Annotated in this window: 19 protein-coding genes and 1 other annotated feature; of the genes, 2 read left to right on the top strand and 17 right to left on the bottom strand. The window is 42.4% G+C overall.

The genetic code is table 11. The annotated features are described in order from the left end of the window. Positions 1 to 21: 21 nt before the first annotated feature. Positions 22 to 274 (bottom strand) — a binding site (T-box leader). Positions 275 to 439: 165 nt separating this feature from the next. The 15 genes from HMPREF0373_RS12425 to HMPREF0373_RS12350 form a co-directional block, all read right to left on the bottom strand. Beyond that, a complete protein-coding gene (locus HMPREF0373_RS12425) occupies positions 440 to 1783 on the bottom strand; it encodes a sodium:proton antiporter (protein WP_187118761.1) in 1344 nt (447 codons plus the stop codon). Positions 1784 to 1915: 132 nt separating this feature from the next. After that, positions 1916 to 2548 (bottom strand): hypothetical protein, encoded by a 633-nt coding sequence (locus HMPREF0373_RS12420; RefSeq protein WP_021740090.1) that lies wholly within the window; start codon positions 2546 to 2548, stop codon positions 1916 to 1918. A 184-nt stretch (positions 2549 to 2732) separates the two neighbouring features. Next, positions 2733 to 3164, bottom strand: coding sequence for a flavodoxin family protein (locus HMPREF0373_RS12415; RefSeq protein WP_021740089.1), 432 nt, complete (start codon positions 3162 to 3164; stop codon positions 2733 to 2735). A 131-nt stretch (positions 3165 to 3295) separates the two neighbouring features. Continuing rightward, the gene (gene tsf, locus HMPREF0373_RS12410) at positions 3296 to 4225 is read right to left on the bottom strand and encodes a translation elongation factor Ts (RefSeq protein WP_021740088.1); all 930 of its coding nucleotides are present in this window, start codon (positions 4223 to 4225) and stop codon (positions 3296 to 3298) included. Between the two features lie 55 nt (positions 4226 to 4280). Then, positions 4281 to 5015, bottom strand: a complete 735-nt coding sequence (gene rpsB, locus HMPREF0373_RS12405) for a 30S ribosomal protein S2 (RefSeq protein WP_044964337.1) — start codon at positions 5013 to 5015, stop codon at positions 4281 to 4283. Between the two features lie 189 nt (positions 5016 to 5204). After that, a complete protein-coding gene (gene codY, locus HMPREF0373_RS12400) occupies positions 5205 to 5987 on the bottom strand; it encodes a GTP-sensing pleiotropic transcriptional regulator CodY (RefSeq protein WP_044964334.1) in 783 nt (260 codons plus the stop codon). A 334-nt stretch (positions 5988 to 6321) separates the two neighbouring features. Continuing rightward, the gene (gene topA, locus HMPREF0373_RS12395) at positions 6322 to 8400 is read right to left on the bottom strand and encodes a type I DNA topoisomerase (RefSeq protein WP_021740085.1); all 2079 of its coding nucleotides are present in this window, start codon (positions 8398 to 8400) and stop codon (positions 6322 to 6324) included. Positions 8401 to 8434: 34 nt separating this feature from the next. Next, positions 8435 to 9607, bottom strand: coding sequence for a DNA-processing protein DprA (dprA, locus tag HMPREF0373_RS12390; RefSeq protein WP_021740084.1), 1173 nt, complete (start codon positions 9605 to 9607; stop codon positions 8435 to 8437). 2 nt (positions 9608 to 9609) lie between these two features. Further along, entirely contained in the window at positions 9610 to 11139 is a 1530-nt protein-coding gene (locus HMPREF0373_RS12385; protein ID WP_021740083.1) for a YifB family Mg chelatase-like AAA ATPase, read from the bottom strand. 110 nt (positions 11140 to 11249) lie between these two features. Continuing rightward, entirely contained in the window at positions 11250 to 11873 is a 624-nt protein-coding gene (gene sigK / locus HMPREF0373_RS12380; RefSeq protein WP_022035405.1) for an RNA polymerase sporulation sigma factor SigK, read from the bottom strand. A 226-nt stretch (positions 11874 to 12099) separates the two neighbouring features. After that, positions 12100 to 12753: a fructose-6-phosphate aldolase gene (gene fsa, locus HMPREF0373_RS12370; protein ID WP_021740080.1), complete on the bottom strand. Its 654-nt coding sequence runs from the start codon at positions 12751 to 12753 to the stop codon at positions 12100 to 12102. A gap of 270 nt (positions 12754 to 13023) precedes the next feature. Further along, positions 13024 to 13611 (bottom strand): zf-HC2 domain-containing protein, encoded by a 588-nt coding sequence (locus HMPREF0373_RS12365; RefSeq protein ID WP_022035407.1) that lies wholly within the window; start codon positions 13609 to 13611, stop codon positions 13024 to 13026. A gap of 160 nt (positions 13612 to 13771) precedes the next feature. Then, positions 13772 to 14242, bottom strand: coding sequence for an RNA polymerase sigma factor (locus HMPREF0373_RS12360; protein WP_021740078.1), 471 nt, complete (start codon positions 14240 to 14242; stop codon positions 13772 to 13774). Between the two features lie 245 nt (positions 14243 to 14487). Further along, positions 14488 to 15042, bottom strand: coding sequence for a methylated-DNA--[protein]-cysteine S-methyltransferase (locus HMPREF0373_RS12355; protein WP_021740076.1), 555 nt, complete (start codon positions 15040 to 15042; stop codon positions 14488 to 14490). An 82-nt stretch (positions 15043 to 15124) separates the two neighbouring features. Beyond that, entirely contained in the window at positions 15125 to 15793 is a 669-nt protein-coding gene (locus HMPREF0373_RS12350) for a DNA-3-methyladenine glycosylase family protein (protein WP_021740075.1), read from the bottom strand. Positions 15794 to 16150: 357 nt separating this feature from the next. Here HMPREF0373_RS12350 and HMPREF0373_RS12345 point away from each other — a divergent pair, with 357 nt between their 5' ends. Continuing rightward, entirely contained in the window at positions 16151 to 17035 is an 885-nt protein-coding gene (locus HMPREF0373_RS12345; protein ID WP_021740073.1) for an RluA family pseudouridine synthase, read from the top strand. 134 nt (positions 17036 to 17169) lie between these two features. Here the strand turns inward: HMPREF0373_RS12345 and HMPREF0373_RS12340 are convergent, their stop codons facing one another. Both HMPREF0373_RS12340 and HMPREF0373_RS12335 read right to left on the bottom strand, forming a co-directional pair. After that, entirely contained in the window at positions 17170 to 17706 is a 537-nt protein-coding gene (locus HMPREF0373_RS12340; protein ID WP_022035430.1) for a DUF5662 family protein, read from the bottom strand. Positions 17707 to 17723: 17 nt separating this feature from the next. Beyond that, entirely contained in the window at positions 17724 to 18455 is a 732-nt protein-coding gene (locus tag HMPREF0373_RS12335; protein ID WP_044964328.1) for a TraX family protein, read from the bottom strand. Positions 18456 to 18730: 275 nt separating this feature from the next. Between HMPREF0373_RS12335 and HMPREF0373_RS12330 the strand changes: the two genes are divergently transcribed. Then, positions 18731 to 19528, top strand: a complete 798-nt coding sequence (locus tag HMPREF0373_RS12330; RefSeq protein ID WP_044964327.1) for an SDR family NAD(P)-dependent oxidoreductase — start codon at positions 18731 to 18733, stop codon at positions 19526 to 19528. Positions 19529 to 19557: the final 29 nt, after the last annotated feature.

Raw genomic sequence — 19557 nt, 5'->3', positions numbered from 1 at the left:
CCCTGGCCGTGAATTCTCACAGCCAGGGACGAATATACGTTTCGTGGTGCCACCCTTTATTCATTGTGCTCTGCACAACCTCAATCCGATACGGAATCTCTTCGATATCTTTCCCCTGTAACGTGAGGACACGGCATCCGCTACTTACAGCCACCTGTGTTCGCTTTGCATCTCACAAATCCATTCCCTTTATACTTACCTGCCGGAATCTCACCATCACCGACTCTCTGTAAAGCAGTGCCATAAAGGTACTCCTTTTGTTCTTTGACTTTATTCTCTGTCATTTGTTTTTTGACATGGTAGCACGTTACCACGCTGATGTCAATATTTTTTTCAAAATTAATTCCTACTTTTTTACTCTGTAAGTAAATATGCCCTGCATATCACAGATTCTTTTTACAAATTTCATCAGAATCTGTGATATGCAAGGCATTTATCCTTACAAGAAAAATATTAACATATCAATAATAAATACTGGTATCAGGAACCGCAACGACCAGGTCATATATCCAAAAAAGGACGGCATGCGGATACCGTTTTCCTCCGCAATAGATTTTACCATGAAATTCGGCGCGTTACCGATATATGTATTGGCTCCCATAAATACCGCGCCACAGGAGATTGCCTCCAGCATAATCTGCGGTACGATACCAACACTCGTCTGCAGACCTGCAGTTGCACCCAGCGTTCCTGCAGTGGTAAGAAATACCAGATATGTCGGTGTATTATCCAGAAAACTGGACATGGCACCGGTTACCCAGAACATCTGCCACGGTTCGGTCAGACCAAGCTCTGCACCTTTTGCTTTCAAAATCAGAAGTGCCGGGATCATCGTAATAAAAATACCAATAAACAGCACTGCCACTTCCTGAATAGCACCCCAGGAAAAATGGTTGTCCTCTCTTACACTTTTATTTGTTGTCTTGAAAGAAAGGAAGGCTGCTGCCAGAATAATCACAACCTCTATGATAGCCGCATAGGTAAGTTTTACTTCTCCGAATATGTGGATTCCTCCTCCAAATACTTTTGTAGATGGAAGTATACCACTTAAAATAACAGCTACTACAATTGCTGCCAGGAAAATAATATTGTGTGCACCTACGACACGGATTGCCTCTTTCTCACCTTTTGCTACTTCCGGTACAATACCTTCCGCCAGATCCTTACGGTAAGCCCTGGAATCCAGAATATAGAAGATCACAAGCAGGATCACAACATTTAAAATCATAATTGGAATCAGACGCAGGCTCCAGAAGAATGGAACATTACGCATAAATCCCATCAGCAATGGCGGATCTCCTACCGGTGTCAGACATCCTCCGATATTGGATACCAGGAAAATAAAGAACACAACGACCTGCGTCTTTCTGGAACGCCATTTATTTGCACGGATCAGCGGACGAATCATAACCATGCTGGCACCCGTCGTACCAATCCAGCTGGATAACAGTGTACCGATCAGAAGCAAGATCACGTTTACCTTTGGTGATCCACGCAGCTCTCCTTCAATAGTAATATTGCCGGATACACAAAATAATCCAAACAACAACACAATAAATGTAAAATAGTCACCTACAATTACTTCCAGCAATTGCTCACTCATTACGCCAAAGCCATAGCGAATAGCAAACGGAATCAAAAACAACAGTGACCAAGCTATAACTGCATATTTCTGATTTCTTTCCCACCAGGCTGGTTTTACCAGTGGAAAAACCGCGATACTAAGCAGCATTCCTAAAAATGGAATGCAAAATAACAATGAAATTGAATTGCCCAAATCCATTGATGATACCTCCAGTCCTATACTTAAAATCTAATCAATCACAATTTGTTTAGCCAATCCCATCCTATCTGATTTCAGTTCAGCAGCTTTTTGTACTGCTCAGCGCAAAGCGTTCATTCGCAATCAATTCCCTTACATCAGATAGAGGTTCTCATTGTTAATGCTTATATGATCCCCTGAAGATTCCAGATTCTCCCTCAGTGGATAACCTTTTTTCATATTTTTATTTATAATATATCCTGTGTGCAGCATTGTGGCATTTTCCGTATCCGAAATCGGAACTACTTCTGTCTGCCCGATATCTGCTTCCGCATACCATACCTGATATTCATCTGCCCGTGGCAGAGATATATCCATACTCTCATCATCCAGACAAATCACATGGTTCAGTTCCGTTTCCGGCATTCCAAGCAACGCAAGATCTTTCTTCATTTGGCAAAGCATATGCACACGTTCGATACTTTTCTCTCTCTGTGGCAGAAGTACAAAATCATCACTGCCTTCAAATCCATAGGTATGATTCAAGCTCTGCACTTCACTCACATAATATTCTAATTTATCTTTTTCTTCCCGTTCTTCCTTATTCTCCAGCACTTCATATTCCCATGCCATGTTCTCCATACTGTATACATTCAGATCCCATGCACGGTACAATGCCTGTGTGGATGCACGCATCTCACTAATTGAAATTCCAAGGATCAGTGGTACAAGCAGAAAAAGACAAATTCCTCTTTGTATTATACTTGTCGTATAGTTTCGCTTCATACTCAACCCCGCCTTTTATCCGTACAATTATAATACAAAACTTTCAAAAAGAACAGATAAAAATCGCATTTTTATATACATATTCTTTCTCATTTTATGCAAAAAAATCCTTTTCCATTAAATGTTGTTTTTTTTCATACCCTATTCCTCCGCATTTTTTATAATTTCTTTTTTGTGTAACCATTTATAATCTTGTTACAAACTCAACTGCATTTTTTATATCATCTTCATCTGGATGCCCTTTTGCAATTCCACCCACCAGTTTAAATGGACCAAATGTGTCATAACCCTTGCATCCGAATTTTCCTATCACTTTAGAACGCTTCTTGTCCAAAATCTGCTCTATGGATTTATAATTCGCACTTCCACCATACGTACAGAGCAGAAATATCTTTTTCTCATCCGGTAGATTTTTCTCTGCAAACTCCAATATCAACTGATGAAATTTTGAAAAATAGATTCCTGATGCAAACCCGATCATATCATAACTGCTCAGATCTGCATCTGGCTGGTTTACAGCATCTATCAAATCGATCTGGCACTCTTCTGCTATGCCCTTTACTAATTTTTCTGTATTTCCATGATGTACAGATACATATACAATTGCTTTTCTCATTTGTTTTCCTTTCTGCTTAATATCTCCACCAGTCTTTTTTCCTTAAGTTTCTATAAAAATAACCCTTACAAACAGTGTCACCACCATTCGTAAGGGTTATTATCATTTCAGAAATTTAACACAATCTTTGATTATGCGTTCATCTGTGCTGCCACTTCAGCTGCAAAGTCTTCGCTTTTCTTCTCAAGACCTTCACCTGTCTCGAAACGTACAAAACCTGTGATTTTGATATCAGCTCCAACTTCTTTGGAAACCTGCTGTAAGTATTTAGCAACAGTCTGTTTTCCATCCTCTGCTTTAACGTAAGCCTGCTCCATTAAGCAAACTTCTTTCAGCTCTTTGTTCAGACGTCCGATGATCATTTTCTCAATGATATTTTCCGGTTTGTCCGGGTTCTCGTTTTTAGCCTGAGCAAGAAGGATAGCTTTCTCATGCTCTTTGTACTCTTCGCTTACATCCTCAGAAGAAACATATTTCGGAGCAAGAGCTGCAACCTGCATTGCTACGTTTGTAAGAGCTTCTTTTACAGCGTCGTTTACAACTGCTGTCTCAGCTTTTACAAGAACACCGATACGTCCGCCACCGTGAATATAAGAAACGATGCATCCGTTCTCCTGTGTCTCTTTCTGGAATCTACGAATGTTCAGGTTCTCACCGATAACTGCAATTTTCTCTACAAGAGCATCTTTTACAGTTTTGGAAGAATCTGCATTCCATGCTTCTGCCATAAATGCATCCATATCAGCTGCATCAGATGCAACAGCCTGAGCTGCAACAGCTTCTACATACTCCTGGAATGTATCATTTTTAGCAACGAAATCTGTCTCAGAGTTAACCTCTACGATTGCTGCTGTGTTGTCACCATCCATAGCGACACGTACAAGACCTTCTGCTGCGATACGTCCAGCTTTTTTCTCAGCTTTTGCCTGTCCGTTCTTTCTTAAGAACTCAACAGCTGCATCCATATCACCATTTGTCTCTGTAAGAGCCTTCTTGCAGTCCATCATACCTGCACCGGTCATCTCTCTTAATTCTTTTACCATTGATGCTGTAATTGCCATGGTTTTATTCCTCCGATTTCATTCATAGTGATGCGGTTTCCCGCAAATCTACAGATTACTCCTCTGTTCCTTCAGCCTCTTCGAAAACTTCCTCATCAGTTTCTACTGTACCCTGTTTTGCTTCGATAACAGCATCTGCCATTTTAGAAACGATCAGTTTTACGGCTCTGATAGCATCATCGTTACCCGGGATTACATAATCTAACTCTTCCGGATCACAGTTTGTATCTGCGATACCGATCAGCGGAATTCCCAGTGTATGAGCTTCCTGAACACAGATTCTCTCTTTTTTCGGATCTACAACGAAGATAGCATCCGGGATTCTGTCCATCTCTTTGATACCGCCAAGGTTTTTCTCAAGTTTATCCCACTCTTTTTTGATGTTGATAACTTCTTTTTTCGGCAGAACATCAAATGTTCCATCCTCAGACATTTTCTCGATTGCTTTCAGTCTTGCGATACGGCTCTGGATTGTTTTGAAGTTTGTGAGCATACCACCTAACCATCTCTCGTTTACATAGTACATTCCACAACGCTCAGCTTCTGCCTGGATAGCATCCTGTGCCTGTTTCTTTGTACCAACAAAAAGGATTGTACCACCTTCTGCAACGATATCTGCTACTGCATTGTAAGCTTCGTCAACTTTACCTACAGATTTCTGTAAGTCGATGATGTAGATACCATTTCTCTCTGTGTAGATGTACGGAGCCATTTTAGGGTTCCATCTTCTTGTCTGGTGTCCGAAATGTACACCTGCTTCCAGTAACTGTTTCATTGAAATAACGCTCATTTTTTTACCTCCATGGTTTTGTTTCTTCCATATGCATCTCACCCGCCGGTTCACCCTGTGGGCACCATCCCGGTTAGTCCGCATATGTGATTAATATAGTATTTATCTCAAAAAAGCACGCAAAAAATCCTGTGGCTTTTCTCAGACCGATTCAGTATAACATACTTATAGATACGCTTCAAGATATTTTTAATCATTTTTTGTCTTGAGATTGTCTAATTCTTCAAACACCGCATCATTTAATACTTTAATGTAGGTTCCTTTCATTCCGGAAGAACGTGATTCAATAACACCGGCACTTTCAAACTTCCGCAGTGCATTGACAATAACGGAACGTGTGATACCTACACGGTCAGCGATCTTGCTGGCTACCAGGATACCCTCACGACCTTCCAGTTCATCAAAAATATGCTCGATGGCATCCAGTTCTGAGTAAGAAAGTGTGCTCAGTGCAGATTTTACAATCTGTTTTTTTCTGGTCTCTTCCTCATTCTCTTCATTTACGGAACGCATCATCTCCAAACCTACGACTGTGGTGCCATATTCGCACAGGATAATATCATCAATGTCAAACTGTGCATTCTGACGATATACAAATAATGTACCGAGACGTTCTCCTGCAATATCAATCGGTGCTATGGTTGCCGCATAGCCGTTTCCACTATCCATCGTAAATCCAAGTGTCTCCAGATTTACATTTTCTTTTGTAGAAAGGATACCAAGTAACCGTTCATTTAAAGATGCATCGATATAATTTCCCACCTGATCTGCCAGAAGTTCTGTAATCTCTACTACTTCCGGACGAAGACCTGTTCCCAGAACTTTTCCTTTTTTACTGATTACCAGTACGTTGGATGCAAGGATATCTGTCATAACATCACAAATGTCATTAAAAACAACCTTAGACGAATTGTTATTATGAAGCAGTTTTCCGATTTTTCTTGTTTTGTCTAATAACTGTACGCTGCTCATAGCTTCCTCCATATATTCTTTATCAGTTATGCCGATTTTACAGCAAAAAATAGTACTAAGATAATTAACAGCCATATCTTAGCACTATTTTTCTGTAAATTCAACAAATTTTATTTAAATCTGTCAGATTTTTTCAAATTATACAAGAAATTTTAAAAAAAGCAATTTTTTCATGCACTTTATACATTTATTTTTCTTTCAGTCGAATGGACGTGAAATCAGGCATGTGATTTTGACCAGATTCAAGTCGAACGCACGTGAGACTTGGTGCGTGATTCTGGTCAGCGTAAGCTGGCATACTCTTCTCAGCATCACTGCACATCTATACTTCGTTCTATTCCTCAGAAGTCTCTGGTTTTTCCATAACATAGCCACATTGCTCATCTGCGCACACCAGCTTGTTTCCCTTTTCTACCATGTAACCACCACACTGCGGACATGGAACTTTGGACGGTTTCTGCCAGGACATGAAATCGCAATCCGGATTGTTCTCGCATCCGTAATATTTTCTGCCTTTTTTCGTCTTTTTCAGAACAATATCTTTTCCACATTTCGGGCAGGCTACACCTATCTTCTCAAAATATGGTTTTGTATTACGACACTCCGGGAAGCCTGGGCAGGCAAGGAATCTGCCATGTGGTCCGTATTTAATGACCATGTGACGTCCACACTGTTCGCAGACCACATCTGTCACCTCATCCTCGATTTTAACTTTCTCCAGTTCTGCCTCTGCTGCCTTGACTGCCGCATCCAGATCCGGGTAGAAGTTCCGGATGATCATTTTCCAGTCTACGGTTCCCTCCTCTACTTTATCCAGCAGGGACTCCATATTTGCTGTAAAGCGCTCATCCACAATTTCCGGGAAAGCCTCCTTCATGATATTATTGACAACTTCTCCAAGTTCAGATACATAGAGGTTCTTATTTTCTTTTACGATATATCTTCTGCCAAGGATGGTCGTGATCGTCGGTGCATAGGTACTCGGACGGCCGATACCAAGTTCCTCCAGCGTCTTTACAAGAGATGCTTCCGTGAAATGTGCCGGTGGCTGCGTAAAATGCTGCTTCGGCTCAATTTCTTCTTCGGTCAGCTCTGAGGTCTCATCCAGTGATTTGGATAAAAATACACGGTCGGATTTTTCTTCATCCAGACTATACACAGACATAAAACCATCAAATTTTACTTTGGACGCAGACACATGAAACCGGTATTTTCCAGCACCGATGGTAACAGATGTCGTCTCATATACTGCCGGTGTCATACAACTTGCCGCAAAACGGTTCCAGATCAGCTGATACAGCCGGAACAGATCTCTGCTCAGAGAATCCTTGACTATGGCCGGAGAACGGTTCAGATCCGTTGGACGGATTGCTTCATGGGCATCCTGGATTTTTGCAGTGTTTTTCTTTGTATCTACGCTGCCACCCACATAATCGGCACCATAATTTGCACTAATGTACTCAGACGCTGCTGCCTCAGCCTCCTCAGATACACGAGTGGAATCGGTACGCAGATAAGTAATGAGTCCCACAGTTCCGCTGCCTTTGATATCCACACCCTCGTACAATTGCTGCGCCAGACGCATCGTTTTCTGAGTAGAAAAATTCAGATGCTTACTCGCTTCCTGCTGCAAGGTACTTGTCCGGAACGGAAGCGGCGGCTTTTTGGTGCGTTCACCTTTTTTCACTTCCAGTACTTTGTACTCACAAGACTCAATCTCTTTTAAAATTGCATCCAGCTCCGACTGATTGTGGATCTGGATTTTTCCGTTTTCATCACCATAGAATTTTGCAACCAGCGGTTTTTTCTCACCTTTTACATTTAATGTCACATCAATCGTCCAGTATTCTTCCGGAATAAACGCATTAATCTCTTCTTCACGGTCACAGATGATACGCAATGCTACAGACTGTACACGTCCCGCGCTTAAGCCTCGTTTTACTTTTGCCCAAAGTACTGGACTGATCTTGTAACCAACCATACGATCCAGTACACGACGCGCCTGCTGTGCATCCACCAGATTCATATCGATCTCGCGGGGATTCTTCAGGGAAGCTTTTACCGCATTCTTTGTAATCTCATTAAATGTAATACGTTTCGCATCTTTGTCCCCCAATTTCAATGCGCTTGCCAGATGCCAGGAAATTGCCTCACCCTCACGGTCCGGGTCAGTTGCGAGATACACTTTTTCTGCTTTTTTCACTTCTTTTCGCAGATTTGCCAGAATATCTCCTTTTCCACGGATGGTAATATATTTCGGTTCAAAGTCATTTTCCACATCAAATCCAAGCTGACTTTTCGGCAGATCCCGCACATGTCCGTTGGATGCTGCCACCTCATAATTTTTTCCAAGAAATTTCTTGATTGTCTTAACCTTTGCCGGAGACTCCACGATCACTAAATACTTCGCCATATTTATCCCTCTTTAACCTCTATGTTCTTAATAATTATATACTTTTACTAAAATAGTTTTGAAAGGTCTCCTGCACCAACCTGTACCGCTTCAAGTTACCAAGATCTCGCAGCACAGTAAGCAGGTCCAAACCTGTTTCTTCTATAATATAGTTGATATGTTTTGGATGTAAATCAAGACAACAATACACCAACTGTTCCGTTTTCGCAAGAGAAATATTTTTTATTTTTGTCGTTTCTGCTTCTTTTTCAGGCAAATATCCCAAATTTTCAAGAAAAATGTCCAAATCATAAATGATTCCTGCCCCTTGCCCGATCAATGCGTTACAACCTTCACTCAGGGCATCTCCGAACCGCCCCGGCACCGCATAGACATCCTTGCCCTGCTCCAATGCTGCATCTGCAGTGATCAGGGAACCGCTCTTTTTCTTCGCCTCCACGACTACCAGACAGTCTGACAGGGCACTGATAATCCGGTTTCGCTCCGGAAACCGGTAAGGCATCGGTTCCGTCCCCGGCGGATATTCTGACAGAATTCCTCCGCCCGAACTCTGAATATTTTCATACAAATTCCGGGCATTTTTCGGATAACACACATCACAACCACACCCAAGCACCGCAAAGGTACTGCCCTTTCCCTGCAATGCCCCCGCGTGGGAAGCACTGTCAATGCCAAGTGCCATGCCACTGATGACCTGCACATCTTTATCTGCCAGCAGTTTTCCCAGCTTCGTTGCAATGCTCCTTCCGTACTCTGAGCACATACGTGCGCCCACAATCCCCACACTCTTCCGGGCATCCGGCATAGCACCTTTGCAGAAGATCGCGTATGGTGGCTGCGCGATGTGTGTCAGCTTGTCCGGATACGCCCTGCTGCTATAGGGAATCAGCCGCATATTTTTTGCCAGAAAACACTCCCAGATACGATTCAAATCCTTCTTCCGGCTTTCCAGCAGATATTGAAGCTCTGTATCAGTAAAAAGGTACATATTTTTCAAAGTCTCTTCTTTTAATTCGTAGACGGCCTGTGCACTGCCACACATTTCCCTGACCCGGATACGTTTCCTGCTGTCGATATACAGCAAAGACGCCAGCCAGAAATCATATTTCAAGTTCTCTTGCGCCTGATTCTTTGCTGCCTGTCCCTGTTCTCCATTCTTTTCTATTTTTCCGAAAACTTCCTTTGTCGTATTCATTAATTCATGCATTTTCAGTCCCTCCTCCAGTAATTCTTGTCTGGATTCCGGAATACAAAAGCCTCTTCCAGATGTCCCCACTGAATATGCTCAGCTCCTGCCAGATCCGCAATGGTACGGGCGGTTTTCAGAATTTTTCCATAGGTACGGGCACTTAAATGGTATTCCTCATACTTCTCCTGCATCCGCTCCGCAGATTCTGCATCCAGTACACAATATTTTTCCAGATCTTCCATATTCATCTGGCTGTTAAACCGATAGCGTCTTCCCCGGAATCGTTCTCGTTGAATTTCATGTACCCGCTTCACCCGGGCACGGATCACTGCACTGCTTTCCTCCTCCCGCATATCCTTCATCGTGGTATACCGGACTTCTTCCGTTTCCACACACAGATCCATACGGTTTAAAAATGCCTGCGAAATACGCCCAATATAATTTTTGATTGCCTGCGGTCTGCAGTTGCAACGATTTAAATTGGGATAAAATCCACAGGGACACGGATTCGTCGATGCCACAAGCATAAAATCTGCCGGATACACAAAACTGCCTCCCACCCGGGAAATATGTACTTTCTTCTCCTCCAGCGGTTCCCTCAATACATCCAGAATTCCCGGCTTAAACTCTGCCAGTTCATCCAGAAACAAAATACCATGATGCGCCAGACTGATTTCTCCGGGATGGGGCTGCTTTCCACCGCCCACCAGTGCCTGTGCCGTCACCGTATGATGTGGACTGCGAAAGGGACGTTCATTTTGGATGATGCGTTCCTGATCCAACAGCCCGCAAAGAGAATAAATCTGAGATAATTCCAGCTTTTCTTCCCGGCTCAGTTCCGGAAGAATCGTAGGAATCCTCTTTGCTGCCATGGTCTTACCGGAACCCGGTGGTCCCATCATCAACAAATTATGCATCCCGCCCACAGCAATTTCACAGGCACGACGCAGCATCGGCTGTCCTCGCAATTCTGCAAAATCCACATCATATTCTGTCTTCCAGAAATCCTGCTGTTCCCGGTAAAAGCAGGTTTCCGGCAATTCCTGCTGACAAATCTGCACAAACTCTTTTAAATTTTTCACCGGAATCACTTTTACAGTATCCAGGATTGCTGCTTCCCTGGCATTCTCCCATGGCACCACAATGCCTTGCATGCCTTCTTTCTGTGCCAGAACTGCCGCTGACAGTACCCCTTTCGTCGGTAGAATACTACCGTTTAGTCCAACTTCTCCAAGCAGCAGATAACTACTTAAAATGTGCTCATCCAAAAACCCGAATGCTGCCAGAACAGATGCTGCCATCGGCAGATCACATCCCGTGCCGGATTTTCGCACATCTGCCGGTGTCAGATTGATGGTAATCTTTTTTGCCGGCAAACGAAATCCTGCATTTTTCAGTGCTGTGCGCACCCGCTCTCTGGCTTCTTTTACCTCGGATGTCAGAAATCCCACCATATCAAAAGAAGGCATACCGTCACTGACATCCGTTTCTACCTGAACCGGAAGTGATTCAAAGCCACAGACTACTGCTGTTTTAATTACACTATACATATATTCATTTTTCCTCTTTTCGTATACGGAAAAAATCCGGCGACTGCCGAAAAAAAGTAAAAAGTAAGATTAAAAGACAAGTTTACTCTAACATATCCACAGGAATCTGTCTATGATAAAAACGCCTGCCGCAATTTTTCCAGCGCTTTCTTCTCAATCCGGCTGACATAGGAGCGAGAAATACCAAGACTGTTGGCTATTTCCCGCTGCGTTACAGGCTTTGTATTATATAGACCGTATCGCCGCCGGATGATCCAATTTTCCCGCTCATCCAGCACCTTCGATACCAATTCATATAATCGCAGAATGTTTTTCTTTTCCACCACACGTTCCCACAGTTCCGGTTCACCGCTCTCCACGATATCCAGTAATTTGATCTGGTTGCCCTCCTTATCTGTTCCGATCGGCTCATAGAGCGACACATCCCTGGCAGTCTTCTTTTTGCTGCGAAAATACATCAGCAGTTCATTTTCGATACAACGGGCAGCATAGGTTCCAAGACGGCTGCCTTTTTCCAAATTATAAGTAGAAACTGCCTTGATCAGTCCGACAGTTCCGATGGAGATCAGATCCTCCATGTCCTCCTGCGTGCCCTGATATTTCCGCGCAATGTGTGCCACAAGCCGCAAATTCCGCTCGATCAATACCGATTTTGCCTGCTCGCTTCCGTTTTTCAGCTGCTCCAGATACTGCTTTTCTTCCAACGTACTCAGCGGCGATTGAAATGATTTCAAATCGGCACCTCCGTGTGCGGCCTTTCTATTATTCTATGTCCGTCAGGCTCTTCCCGTGTCTGAAAATCTGTGTGATTTTTCGTCCCTTACAACATTCAGGAAAGTCTTGGCATATTTCTCCCAAAAAAACAGGAACCAGAAACGTCCCGTTTTCTGATTCCCGTTTTTTATCTGGATATTAATTTCTGAATGGTCAGAACTTTGACACTTCTTTTTCTTCTCCAAATCATTCCCCAAATACTGCTTTATAATCCGCCTGGAACTTTTCGATTCCCTGATCTGTCAGTGGATGTTTTGTCATCTGCTCAATGACCTTGTAAGGTACTGTCGCTATATCAGCACCTGCCAGTGCACAGTCAGTTACATGAATCGGATTTCTTACAGATGCCGCAATAATTTCTGTCTCATAACCATAGACAGCAAAAATCTCTGCGATCGTACGTACCAATTCGATGCCTGGTTGATTGATGTCATCCAGTCTGCCAAGAAACGGAGATACATAGGTCGCACCTGCCTCTGCTGCCAAAAGTGCCTGGTTTGCGGTAAAAATCAGTGTTACATTCGTCTTGATTCCTTCTGATGAAAGTACTTTGACGGCTTTCAGACCTTCGACAGTCATCGGGATTTTTACGACCATATTCGGATGGATTGCTGCAATCTCGCGTCCTTCTCTGATCATTCCTTCTGCATCCACAGTTGTAGCTTTTACCTCTCCGGAAATCGGTCCGTCCACGATGGATGTGATTTCTTTGATCACCTCATTAAAATCACGGCCTTCCTTTGCGATCAGTGACGGATTTGTTGTAACACCACAGATTACCCCCATATCATTCGCCCTTTTAATATCTTCTACATTTGCAGTGTCAATAAAAAACTTCATCTCTGGTAACCCCCTTCTTTAAATTATCTTTATTATACACCAATTTAGAATTTCTGCCACAACGGATTTCGTTTGATAGTTACTTCCGGTCCCAGAACGATATTCACACCATAAATAAGCGCCTCTTCTGCAATCATCTGTCCTATGATTTTACTACAAACAGACAGGAAACCATCATCAATATAGCATATCCTGATCTATTTTAAGATTGGCTCTGAAGTTATCTGAAAACAGCTTTCCCGGCAAATTTCACCGGATATTCTTTGTTCTCTATTTTTCCCATAAAACCGTCTCCGTGCCATCTGTGCCTCTGTAAATCACCCTGCTGATTTTTTTATTTTCCAGAGATTTTTCATAGCGGTATCTCTGTCCACTTTTTTCATAGCTGCGTCTGGCTGCCAGACTGTATCTTCCTGTCAAAACAATGGAATCGTCAACCACATCCTCATGCAGACGAACTTGTGCAGTGTCAATATCGATCCTGTCTTTTTCTTCTGAAGCAGTAACATGCACAATTGCATCTTCGTAACTGGCAGGAAAGACCGGCACAAAATTTATAATGCCAATAGCTGCTGCAAAAGAGACAATGATGACTGCAATCACTGCAACACGTTTTATCACTTTATTTTCCACATTTTTCAAAATCTGATGAAATTCGTTTTCCTTACCTTCTGCATGCGCTTCTGTGCGAGACACTTCTCTTACAATTGTTTCGTCTGTATAAGCACGGAAAACCTGCCTGCAGCCCTCACATTCCGCCATGTGCGCTTCTACCAGCTTCCGACTCTCTGTGCTGCACATATGTTCAATATAAACCGGCATCAAATCCTGTATCACATCACAACTAATGTTATTCATAACCATCCTCCATAAAGCGGACATTCGCAATCCGCTTTCGCTACTTGCTCATGAACGCAGTCGCTTTGCGACCTGTCAGTGGGAGCTTTTAACTCCCACTGACATAAGCATCCCCCTTACCCACCGCTTAGTGCTCTACGCACTTGAAACGGGGGAATGCTTATTCTGCGTTCAAATTATCACTGATTTTCTGTTTTGCCCTGTAATAAGTAACCCCCGCCCAGCTTGGTGATTTCCCAAACAGTTCCGCAATTTCCACAAGAGCAACTTCACCAAACACATGCAAATAGAACACCTCTCTGTACGGTTCCGGCAGTTCATGCAGAACCTTTAACACAGCTTTCGCCGTATCTTTTTCCTCCAGTTTATGTACAAAATCATGTTCCGCACATTCGCGTTCTGCCGGTTCCTGCCCTTTTTTCTTTCTCAGATAAGAGTAATATATATTTTTTGCAATCTGGCAGAGCCAGGATTCCATTTTACAGTCGCCTCGAAAGCATTTTTCATGCAGGATTGCCTTTACAAACGTATCCTGCACGATATCTTCTGTAAGTTCGCGGTTTCCACAAAGTGAAAACACATATCCAAACACAATTTTATAATATCTGGATATGGTATCAATATCTTCCATTTCCACGCCTGCCTCTCATTTTTCATAACTATTTTTCATTCTGATATGCCTCCTCTAAATCTATTTTTACTAATAAGACGCATCAGAATACAATTCATTACAAATTTTATCAAAAAAATACGAAAAAAAGAACCGGCACCGACAATTTCTGTCACAGTTCCAGTTCTTTTTCTCATTATTACCTGTATCTGCCTCTACTTAATATTTCATTGCTTCTTTATGCAAACACACGCGGCGTCACTTTTTCACCCAATGGTTTTGTTTTTGCAAATGGTTCCCTTTTTCGGCACATAAAACTGCTCCACATCCATATGTTCATATTCTAATAATTTTATTTTTTTATCAATACCACCTGCATAACCGGTCAGACTTCCATCCGTTCCCACCACTCTGTGGCATGGCACGATAATAGATATCGGATTATGACCAACCGCACCGCCCACTGCCTGTGCTGACATCCGGGTAAGTCCCCGCTTTTTTGCGATACATGCCGCAATTTCTCCGTAAGTCATGGTTTTTCCATAGGGAATCGACAGAAGAATTTTCCACACTTCCTGCCGGAATTCAGAGCCACTAGCAAAAGACACCGGTGGAAGAAAATCCGGCTCTTTTCCCTGAAAATAAATGTCCAGCCAACGGTCTGTCTCTTCAAATACCGGCAGTATTTTTTCTTCATGCTCCTTTGCCAAAGTCACAGCAAAATATTTCTGTCCGTCAAACCACAAACCTGTCAATACTTCGCCGTCACTTGCCACAGTGATGCCACCCAATGGTGAATGATAGTGATGTATGTATTCCATGTCTCTACCTCGTACCCTTTTCCATCTTTCTCTTACAATACAGTTATTCTTTTTTACTTTAATATAATTCCGAATGGCATTTTTATTTCACTTTCTTTTCTGCCGTCTTACTCTTTATTGTTTTTGGTGCATAATCCTTCATACCCGGAATAGCACCTCCTGACACAGCCCACAGATACAGACTTGCCACACTGCAGTACGGTGAAAATCGTCTGCGATACTTTTCAAACAGCTTTTTATCAATTTTTCTGTGATGATATACCATGCGAAGTCCCCGCAAAATCGCCAGATCACCGTAACTAAACACATCCGGCCGCTGCATACAGAACAGTAAAATCATTTCCGCTGTCCACACACCGATTCCATTCAATGACGATAATGCTTCAATTGCCTCCTGGTCTGACATCTGCCACACAGCATCCAGATCAAATGCCCCACTTCTTATTTTTTCTGCGAAATCAGTCAGATATTCCGCCTTCCGAAACGTCATTCCATACGCCTGAAGTTTCGGAATCCCTGCTTCCAGAATCGTCTCCGCGTCAATAACACCAAGATCATCCTTCATTCGCCGCCATATCGTCTCCTGCGCTTTCGTAGAAATCTGCTGTCCGATAATGTGATGTACCACGGAAGAAAAAAGATCCGTATCGACCTCTCGTTCAATCATCCCAATCTCTTCCATCACTTCCGCCAGTTTCTTGTCCTTTTGTTTCAAATACTCCAGTTCTGTTTCCCCATATTTAAAATACATTCTTATTCTCCGTTCTATGCTTGCTAAAATATAGTATTATTTCCATTCACGTGCTCACCTATTCTTATGTCATTGTACCATTATTTTTCATCTGAATATATACGATATAAAATTATTTTATTTCATAAAAAAATTGTCAAGTTACCGATAACAATATATAATCATATCTGATGTCTTATTCCGATTATTATTGATATCATTTTTACAATATATACACTCAAAACCTACGAAATTGAATCAGGAGGAACTTTTTATGAATATACAGATCATACCTTATCAGACACAGAATGCTGCACAGGCAGCCGAAGTATGGAACCAGGTTGTAGAGGACGGTCTTATTATGTGTTGTAGTGTATTATGATTCGAAATTTAGATTATAAAATCACCCAGGAAGCTGACAGTATCCTTTCATTTTTAAAGGAGCATGGCTACTCTTCCAACTTAATCGTACATTTGAAAAAAACACCGGAAAGTATTTTAAAAAACGGTATCTGGAGTTATGTGAATGAACCGCTCCACGCCGGAGATCTGCTTCACATCCACATAGAAGAAAACGAAGGCTCCGACCATATCGTGCCAAATAAAATGTCACTCTCCATTTTGTATGAAGATGAGGACATTCTGGTCATTGACAAACCGGCAAATATGCCAATTCATCCTTCTATGAATCATTATGAACAGACGCTGGCAAATGGCGTGCTGTGGTATTATGCCACGCAGCGGATTCCCTATACCTTCCGCTGTATCACACGGCTGGACCGGGATACCACCGGTGTCACACTTCTGGCAAAACACATGCTTTCCGCTTCTGTCCTGTCCAAAGCAATGCAGCAGAAACTGATTCAGAAGGAATATCTGGCACTTTGTGACGGTGTTACTCCAGAACACGGCACGATTAATGCGCCAATCTGTCGTGCCGCAGACTCTGTCATTGAACGATGCGTGGATTTCGAAAAAGGCGACTCTGCCGTGACACATTTTACCCGAGAGTGGACCAACGGACAGATTTCTCTGGTTCGAGTCAAACCGGAAACCGGACGCACTCATCAGATCCGTGTGCATATGAAACATATCGGGCATCCGCTTCTCGGTGATTTTCTGTATCATCCGGAAGATCACTCCATAAGCCGTCAGGCACTGCACTGCGCATCCCTGACTTTTACGCATCCGATCACCGGAGAAACATTAACCATAAACGCAAAACTGCCGGAAGATATGCAACAACTTCTGTCTCAGTCGTAAAAACTTCGGCTGAGATAAAACTTACACATACCTTCCGGCATTTTGCTTATATAATATCGTGGTAAAACGGACATTCGCAATCCGCTTTCGCTACTTGTTCATGATCAACATTCGTCACTCATTATTTGTCTTTTTTACTTCTTATTATGCAATACTTCTCTGCGAATATAATCAAAGGTAGCATCCTCCCCCTCATCCGCCAGCATATACAACAGTTTTTCCAACAGTTCCCGCACTTCCGGATGCATGATATGCCGATTTTTCCCCCGCAGATAGTATTCCAGCGCACTCCGGTCCGTATATTTTTCCTTCTGATAATTTTTTGAAGCAGACATACGATCAATAAACATTTCTACCACATAGTTATCCGGCATACGCATTCCTACCATCGCCGGTTCCGATGGCATTCCATAATCAATCCAGTATTCCATATGATGTTTGTTGCGTCCTTTATGATGAAGCCATGCGGAAGAATAGCCCCTGTCCTCTCTTTCTGCATTGTTTGGACTGACATCTCCCTGATAATATTTGCAGCCAACCAGGAACTCCGACGGCATATATTTTGACAGATCATGCAGCAACCCCTGTTTATACAGACCTACCCGAAAGCAGCCTTTCATGACCAGCATTTTATGATGATTGATTGTCTTTAAATGTTTCCAGAATTTCAAAAACATGCCTCCCGTAGTTATCTCACTATAAAAAATGTACTCACCTGTATCAGATGCAAAAGAAACAGATGCACCGGATAAAATGCATAAAATATATATTTTGCAGACGGTCCTTTCTTCCCATTATACAAAAGAATCGGCAAAAAGGCAATCACACCCGGAAGCTCGACCACACCAAAAAACAGTATGGCGATAACAGCAAATGAAACCGCCTGTGCAGGTACATTTTCATGTGTCATCCAGACAAGATAAATCAGCAGAATACCACCAGCACCGTAATCTGTCTGCAATACCTGTGCCACGCAACTACAAACAGCTACTACAATGAACTGCCAGATTATCGGAATTGGCTGACTTTCTATCCAGGCTTCCTGTATCAGATCACTTCTATGCTGTTTTATATAAAATGCCCCATTCTGAATCAGATCCAGCATCACCAGTCCAATACCCAGTGTCCAGAATACATTCTGTGAATGAATATTGACGATTTCGTTCGAAAAAGCCAGATCAAACGGAATTTCTGAAATGAGAGCAAATAAAAACATCCTCAATTCGTATTTTCGAATTTTTCTGGTATGAATACTTCCTTCCACAAGCAAAAAGACAAACAATGGAAATGATATTCTTCCAATATAACGGAACATCATATTCATTGGGAACAGCACTGCACCCACATGATCAATAACCATTGTTATAATGGCAATCATCTTCAGTATAAAACTGTTGATGCATTTATATTTTTTATTCATAAATACGTCCTCTTCACTTTCTGTAATTCTCACCCCATCATCTTATCATAGTTTGATCTGTATGTAACCCTGATTTTTCATGGTATCTTCTCTCATGTTTATACTGCAATAACTTGCACCGTATCCACATTTGTTATAATATAAAAGAAGTTTTATCAGAATTTCTATCTTAAAATAAGGCTACCGCAATTCCACTGGCTTTAGGCAATGTGGAGTTTACCTTTTTTGATAGTAAAAAAACACATTTTGGAAATAATCCGGAGGATTTAATATATATGAACATTGCAATTATCACTGGTGCTTCCAGTGGTCTCGGACGTGAATTTGCTTTACAGCTCTGTCACAACTATGCTGCTGAAATTGATGAAATCTGGCTGCTCGCAAGACGAAAAGAACCATTGCTTACTCTGGCACAGGAAATATCTGCCACTGGAATCTGCGTTGGTGCTGCCATGCCAATGGACATTACAGATAAGGAACAAATGAAAGATTTTCAGGATAAACTGGAGATTGAGGTGCCAACCGTCAAATATCTGATCAACGCTGCCGGACTTGCCAAAATTGGCGGACCATTCACATTGCAGCCGGAAGAATTAACCCATATGATCGATCTGAACTGTAAAGCAGCCGTGCATATGACTGCAATTTGTATGCCGCACTTTACCAAAGGCTCCCGCATTTTACAAATCTGTTCTACAGCAGGCTTTCAGCCGATGCAGGGACTTAATGTATATGCCGCATCCAAAGCTTTTCTGCTACGGTACAGCCAGGCGCTTCGCTGGGAACTGATTGGAAAACAAATTTATGTGACAGCAGTCTGCCCCTACTGGATCAAAGATACCGAATTTATCAGTGTTGCAAAACATACTGACAATCCGAAAGCGGCTCACGCGGTACATCACTTTCCACTGGCTTCCAAAACAAAATCTGTGGTACGTCTTGCCTTGCTTGATAACAAACTCGGACTATGGGTATCCACTCCGGGACCGGTCTGTTTTGTACATCGACTATTCTGTAAAATCATGCCGCCGGTAGTTGCTATGGGTTGGTGGGAACTGATTCGCCGCATATAAATTCTTGTTTGTCTTGTTGTTGGCTGAAA

Origin of the sequence: Eubacterium ramulus ATCC 29099 (genome assembly GCF_000469345.1) — a bacterium.
In the GTDB taxonomy this organism is placed as follows: Bacteria; Bacillota; Clostridia; order Lachnospirales; family Lachnospiraceae; genus Eubacterium_I; species Eubacterium_I ramulus.
This window is presented reverse-complemented; position numbering and strand designations above follow the sequence as displayed.

Coding starts and splice junctions, on each gene's coding strand:
- HMPREF0373_RS12335 (WP_044964328.1), bottom strand. CDS start 18,455: ATGAATAAAAAATATAAATGCATCAACAGTTTTATACTGAAGATGATT.
- HMPREF0373_RS12345 (WP_021740073.1), top strand. CDS start 16,151: ATGATTCGAAATTTAGATTATAAAATCACCCAGGAAGCTGACAGTATC.
- HMPREF0373_RS12330 (WP_044964327.1), top strand. CDS start 18,731: ATGAACATTGCAATTATCACTGGTGCTTCCAGTGGTCTCGGACGTGAA.
- HMPREF0373_RS12365 (WP_022035407.1), bottom strand. CDS start 13,611: ATGAATAACATTAGTTGTGATGTGATACAGGATTTGATGCCGGTTTAT.
- HMPREF0373_RS12360 (WP_021740078.1), bottom strand. CDS start 14,242: ATGGAAGATATTGATACCATATCCAGATATTATAAAATTGTGTTTGGA.
- HMPREF0373_RS12350 (WP_021740075.1), bottom strand. CDS start 15,793: ATGTATTTTAAATATGGGGAAACAGAACTGGAGTATTTGAAACAAAAG.
- HMPREF0373_RS12355 (WP_021740076.1), bottom strand. CDS start 15,042: ATGGAATACATACATCACTATCATTCACCATTGGGTGGCATCACTGTG.
- HMPREF0373_RS12415 (WP_021740089.1), bottom strand. CDS start 3,164: ATGAGAAAAGCAATTGTATATGTATCTGTACATCATGGAAATACAGAA.
- fsa (WP_021740080.1), bottom strand. CDS start 12,753: ATGAAGTTTTTTATTGACACTGCAAATGTAGAAGATATTAAAAGGGCG.
- HMPREF0373_RS12420 (WP_021740090.1), bottom strand. CDS start 2,548: ATGAAGCGAAACTATACGACAAGTATAATACAAAGAGGAATTTGTCTT.
- HMPREF0373_RS12425 (WP_187118761.1), bottom strand. CDS start 1,783: ATGGATTTGGGCAATTCAATTTCATTGTTATTTTGCATTCCATTTTTA.
- tsf (WP_021740088.1), bottom strand. CDS start 4,225: ATGGCAATTACAGCATCAATGGTAAAAGAATTAAGAGAGATGACCGGT.
- topA (WP_021740085.1), bottom strand. CDS start 8,400: ATGGCGAAGTATTTAGTGATCGTGGAGTCTCCGGCAAAGGTTAAGACA.
- dprA (WP_021740084.1), bottom strand. CDS start 9,607: ATGCATGAATTAATGAATACGACAAAGGAAGTTTTCGGAAAAATAGAA.
- rpsB (WP_044964337.1), bottom strand. CDS start 5,015: ATGAGCGTTATTTCAATGAAACAGTTACTGGAAGCAGGTGTACATTTC.
- codY (WP_044964334.1), bottom strand. CDS start 5,987: ATGAGCAGCGTACAGTTATTAGACAAAACAAGAAAAATCGGAAAACTG.
- HMPREF0373_RS12385 (WP_021740083.1), bottom strand. CDS start 11,139: ATGTATAGTGTAATTAAAACAGCAGTAGTCTGTGGCTTTGAATCACTT.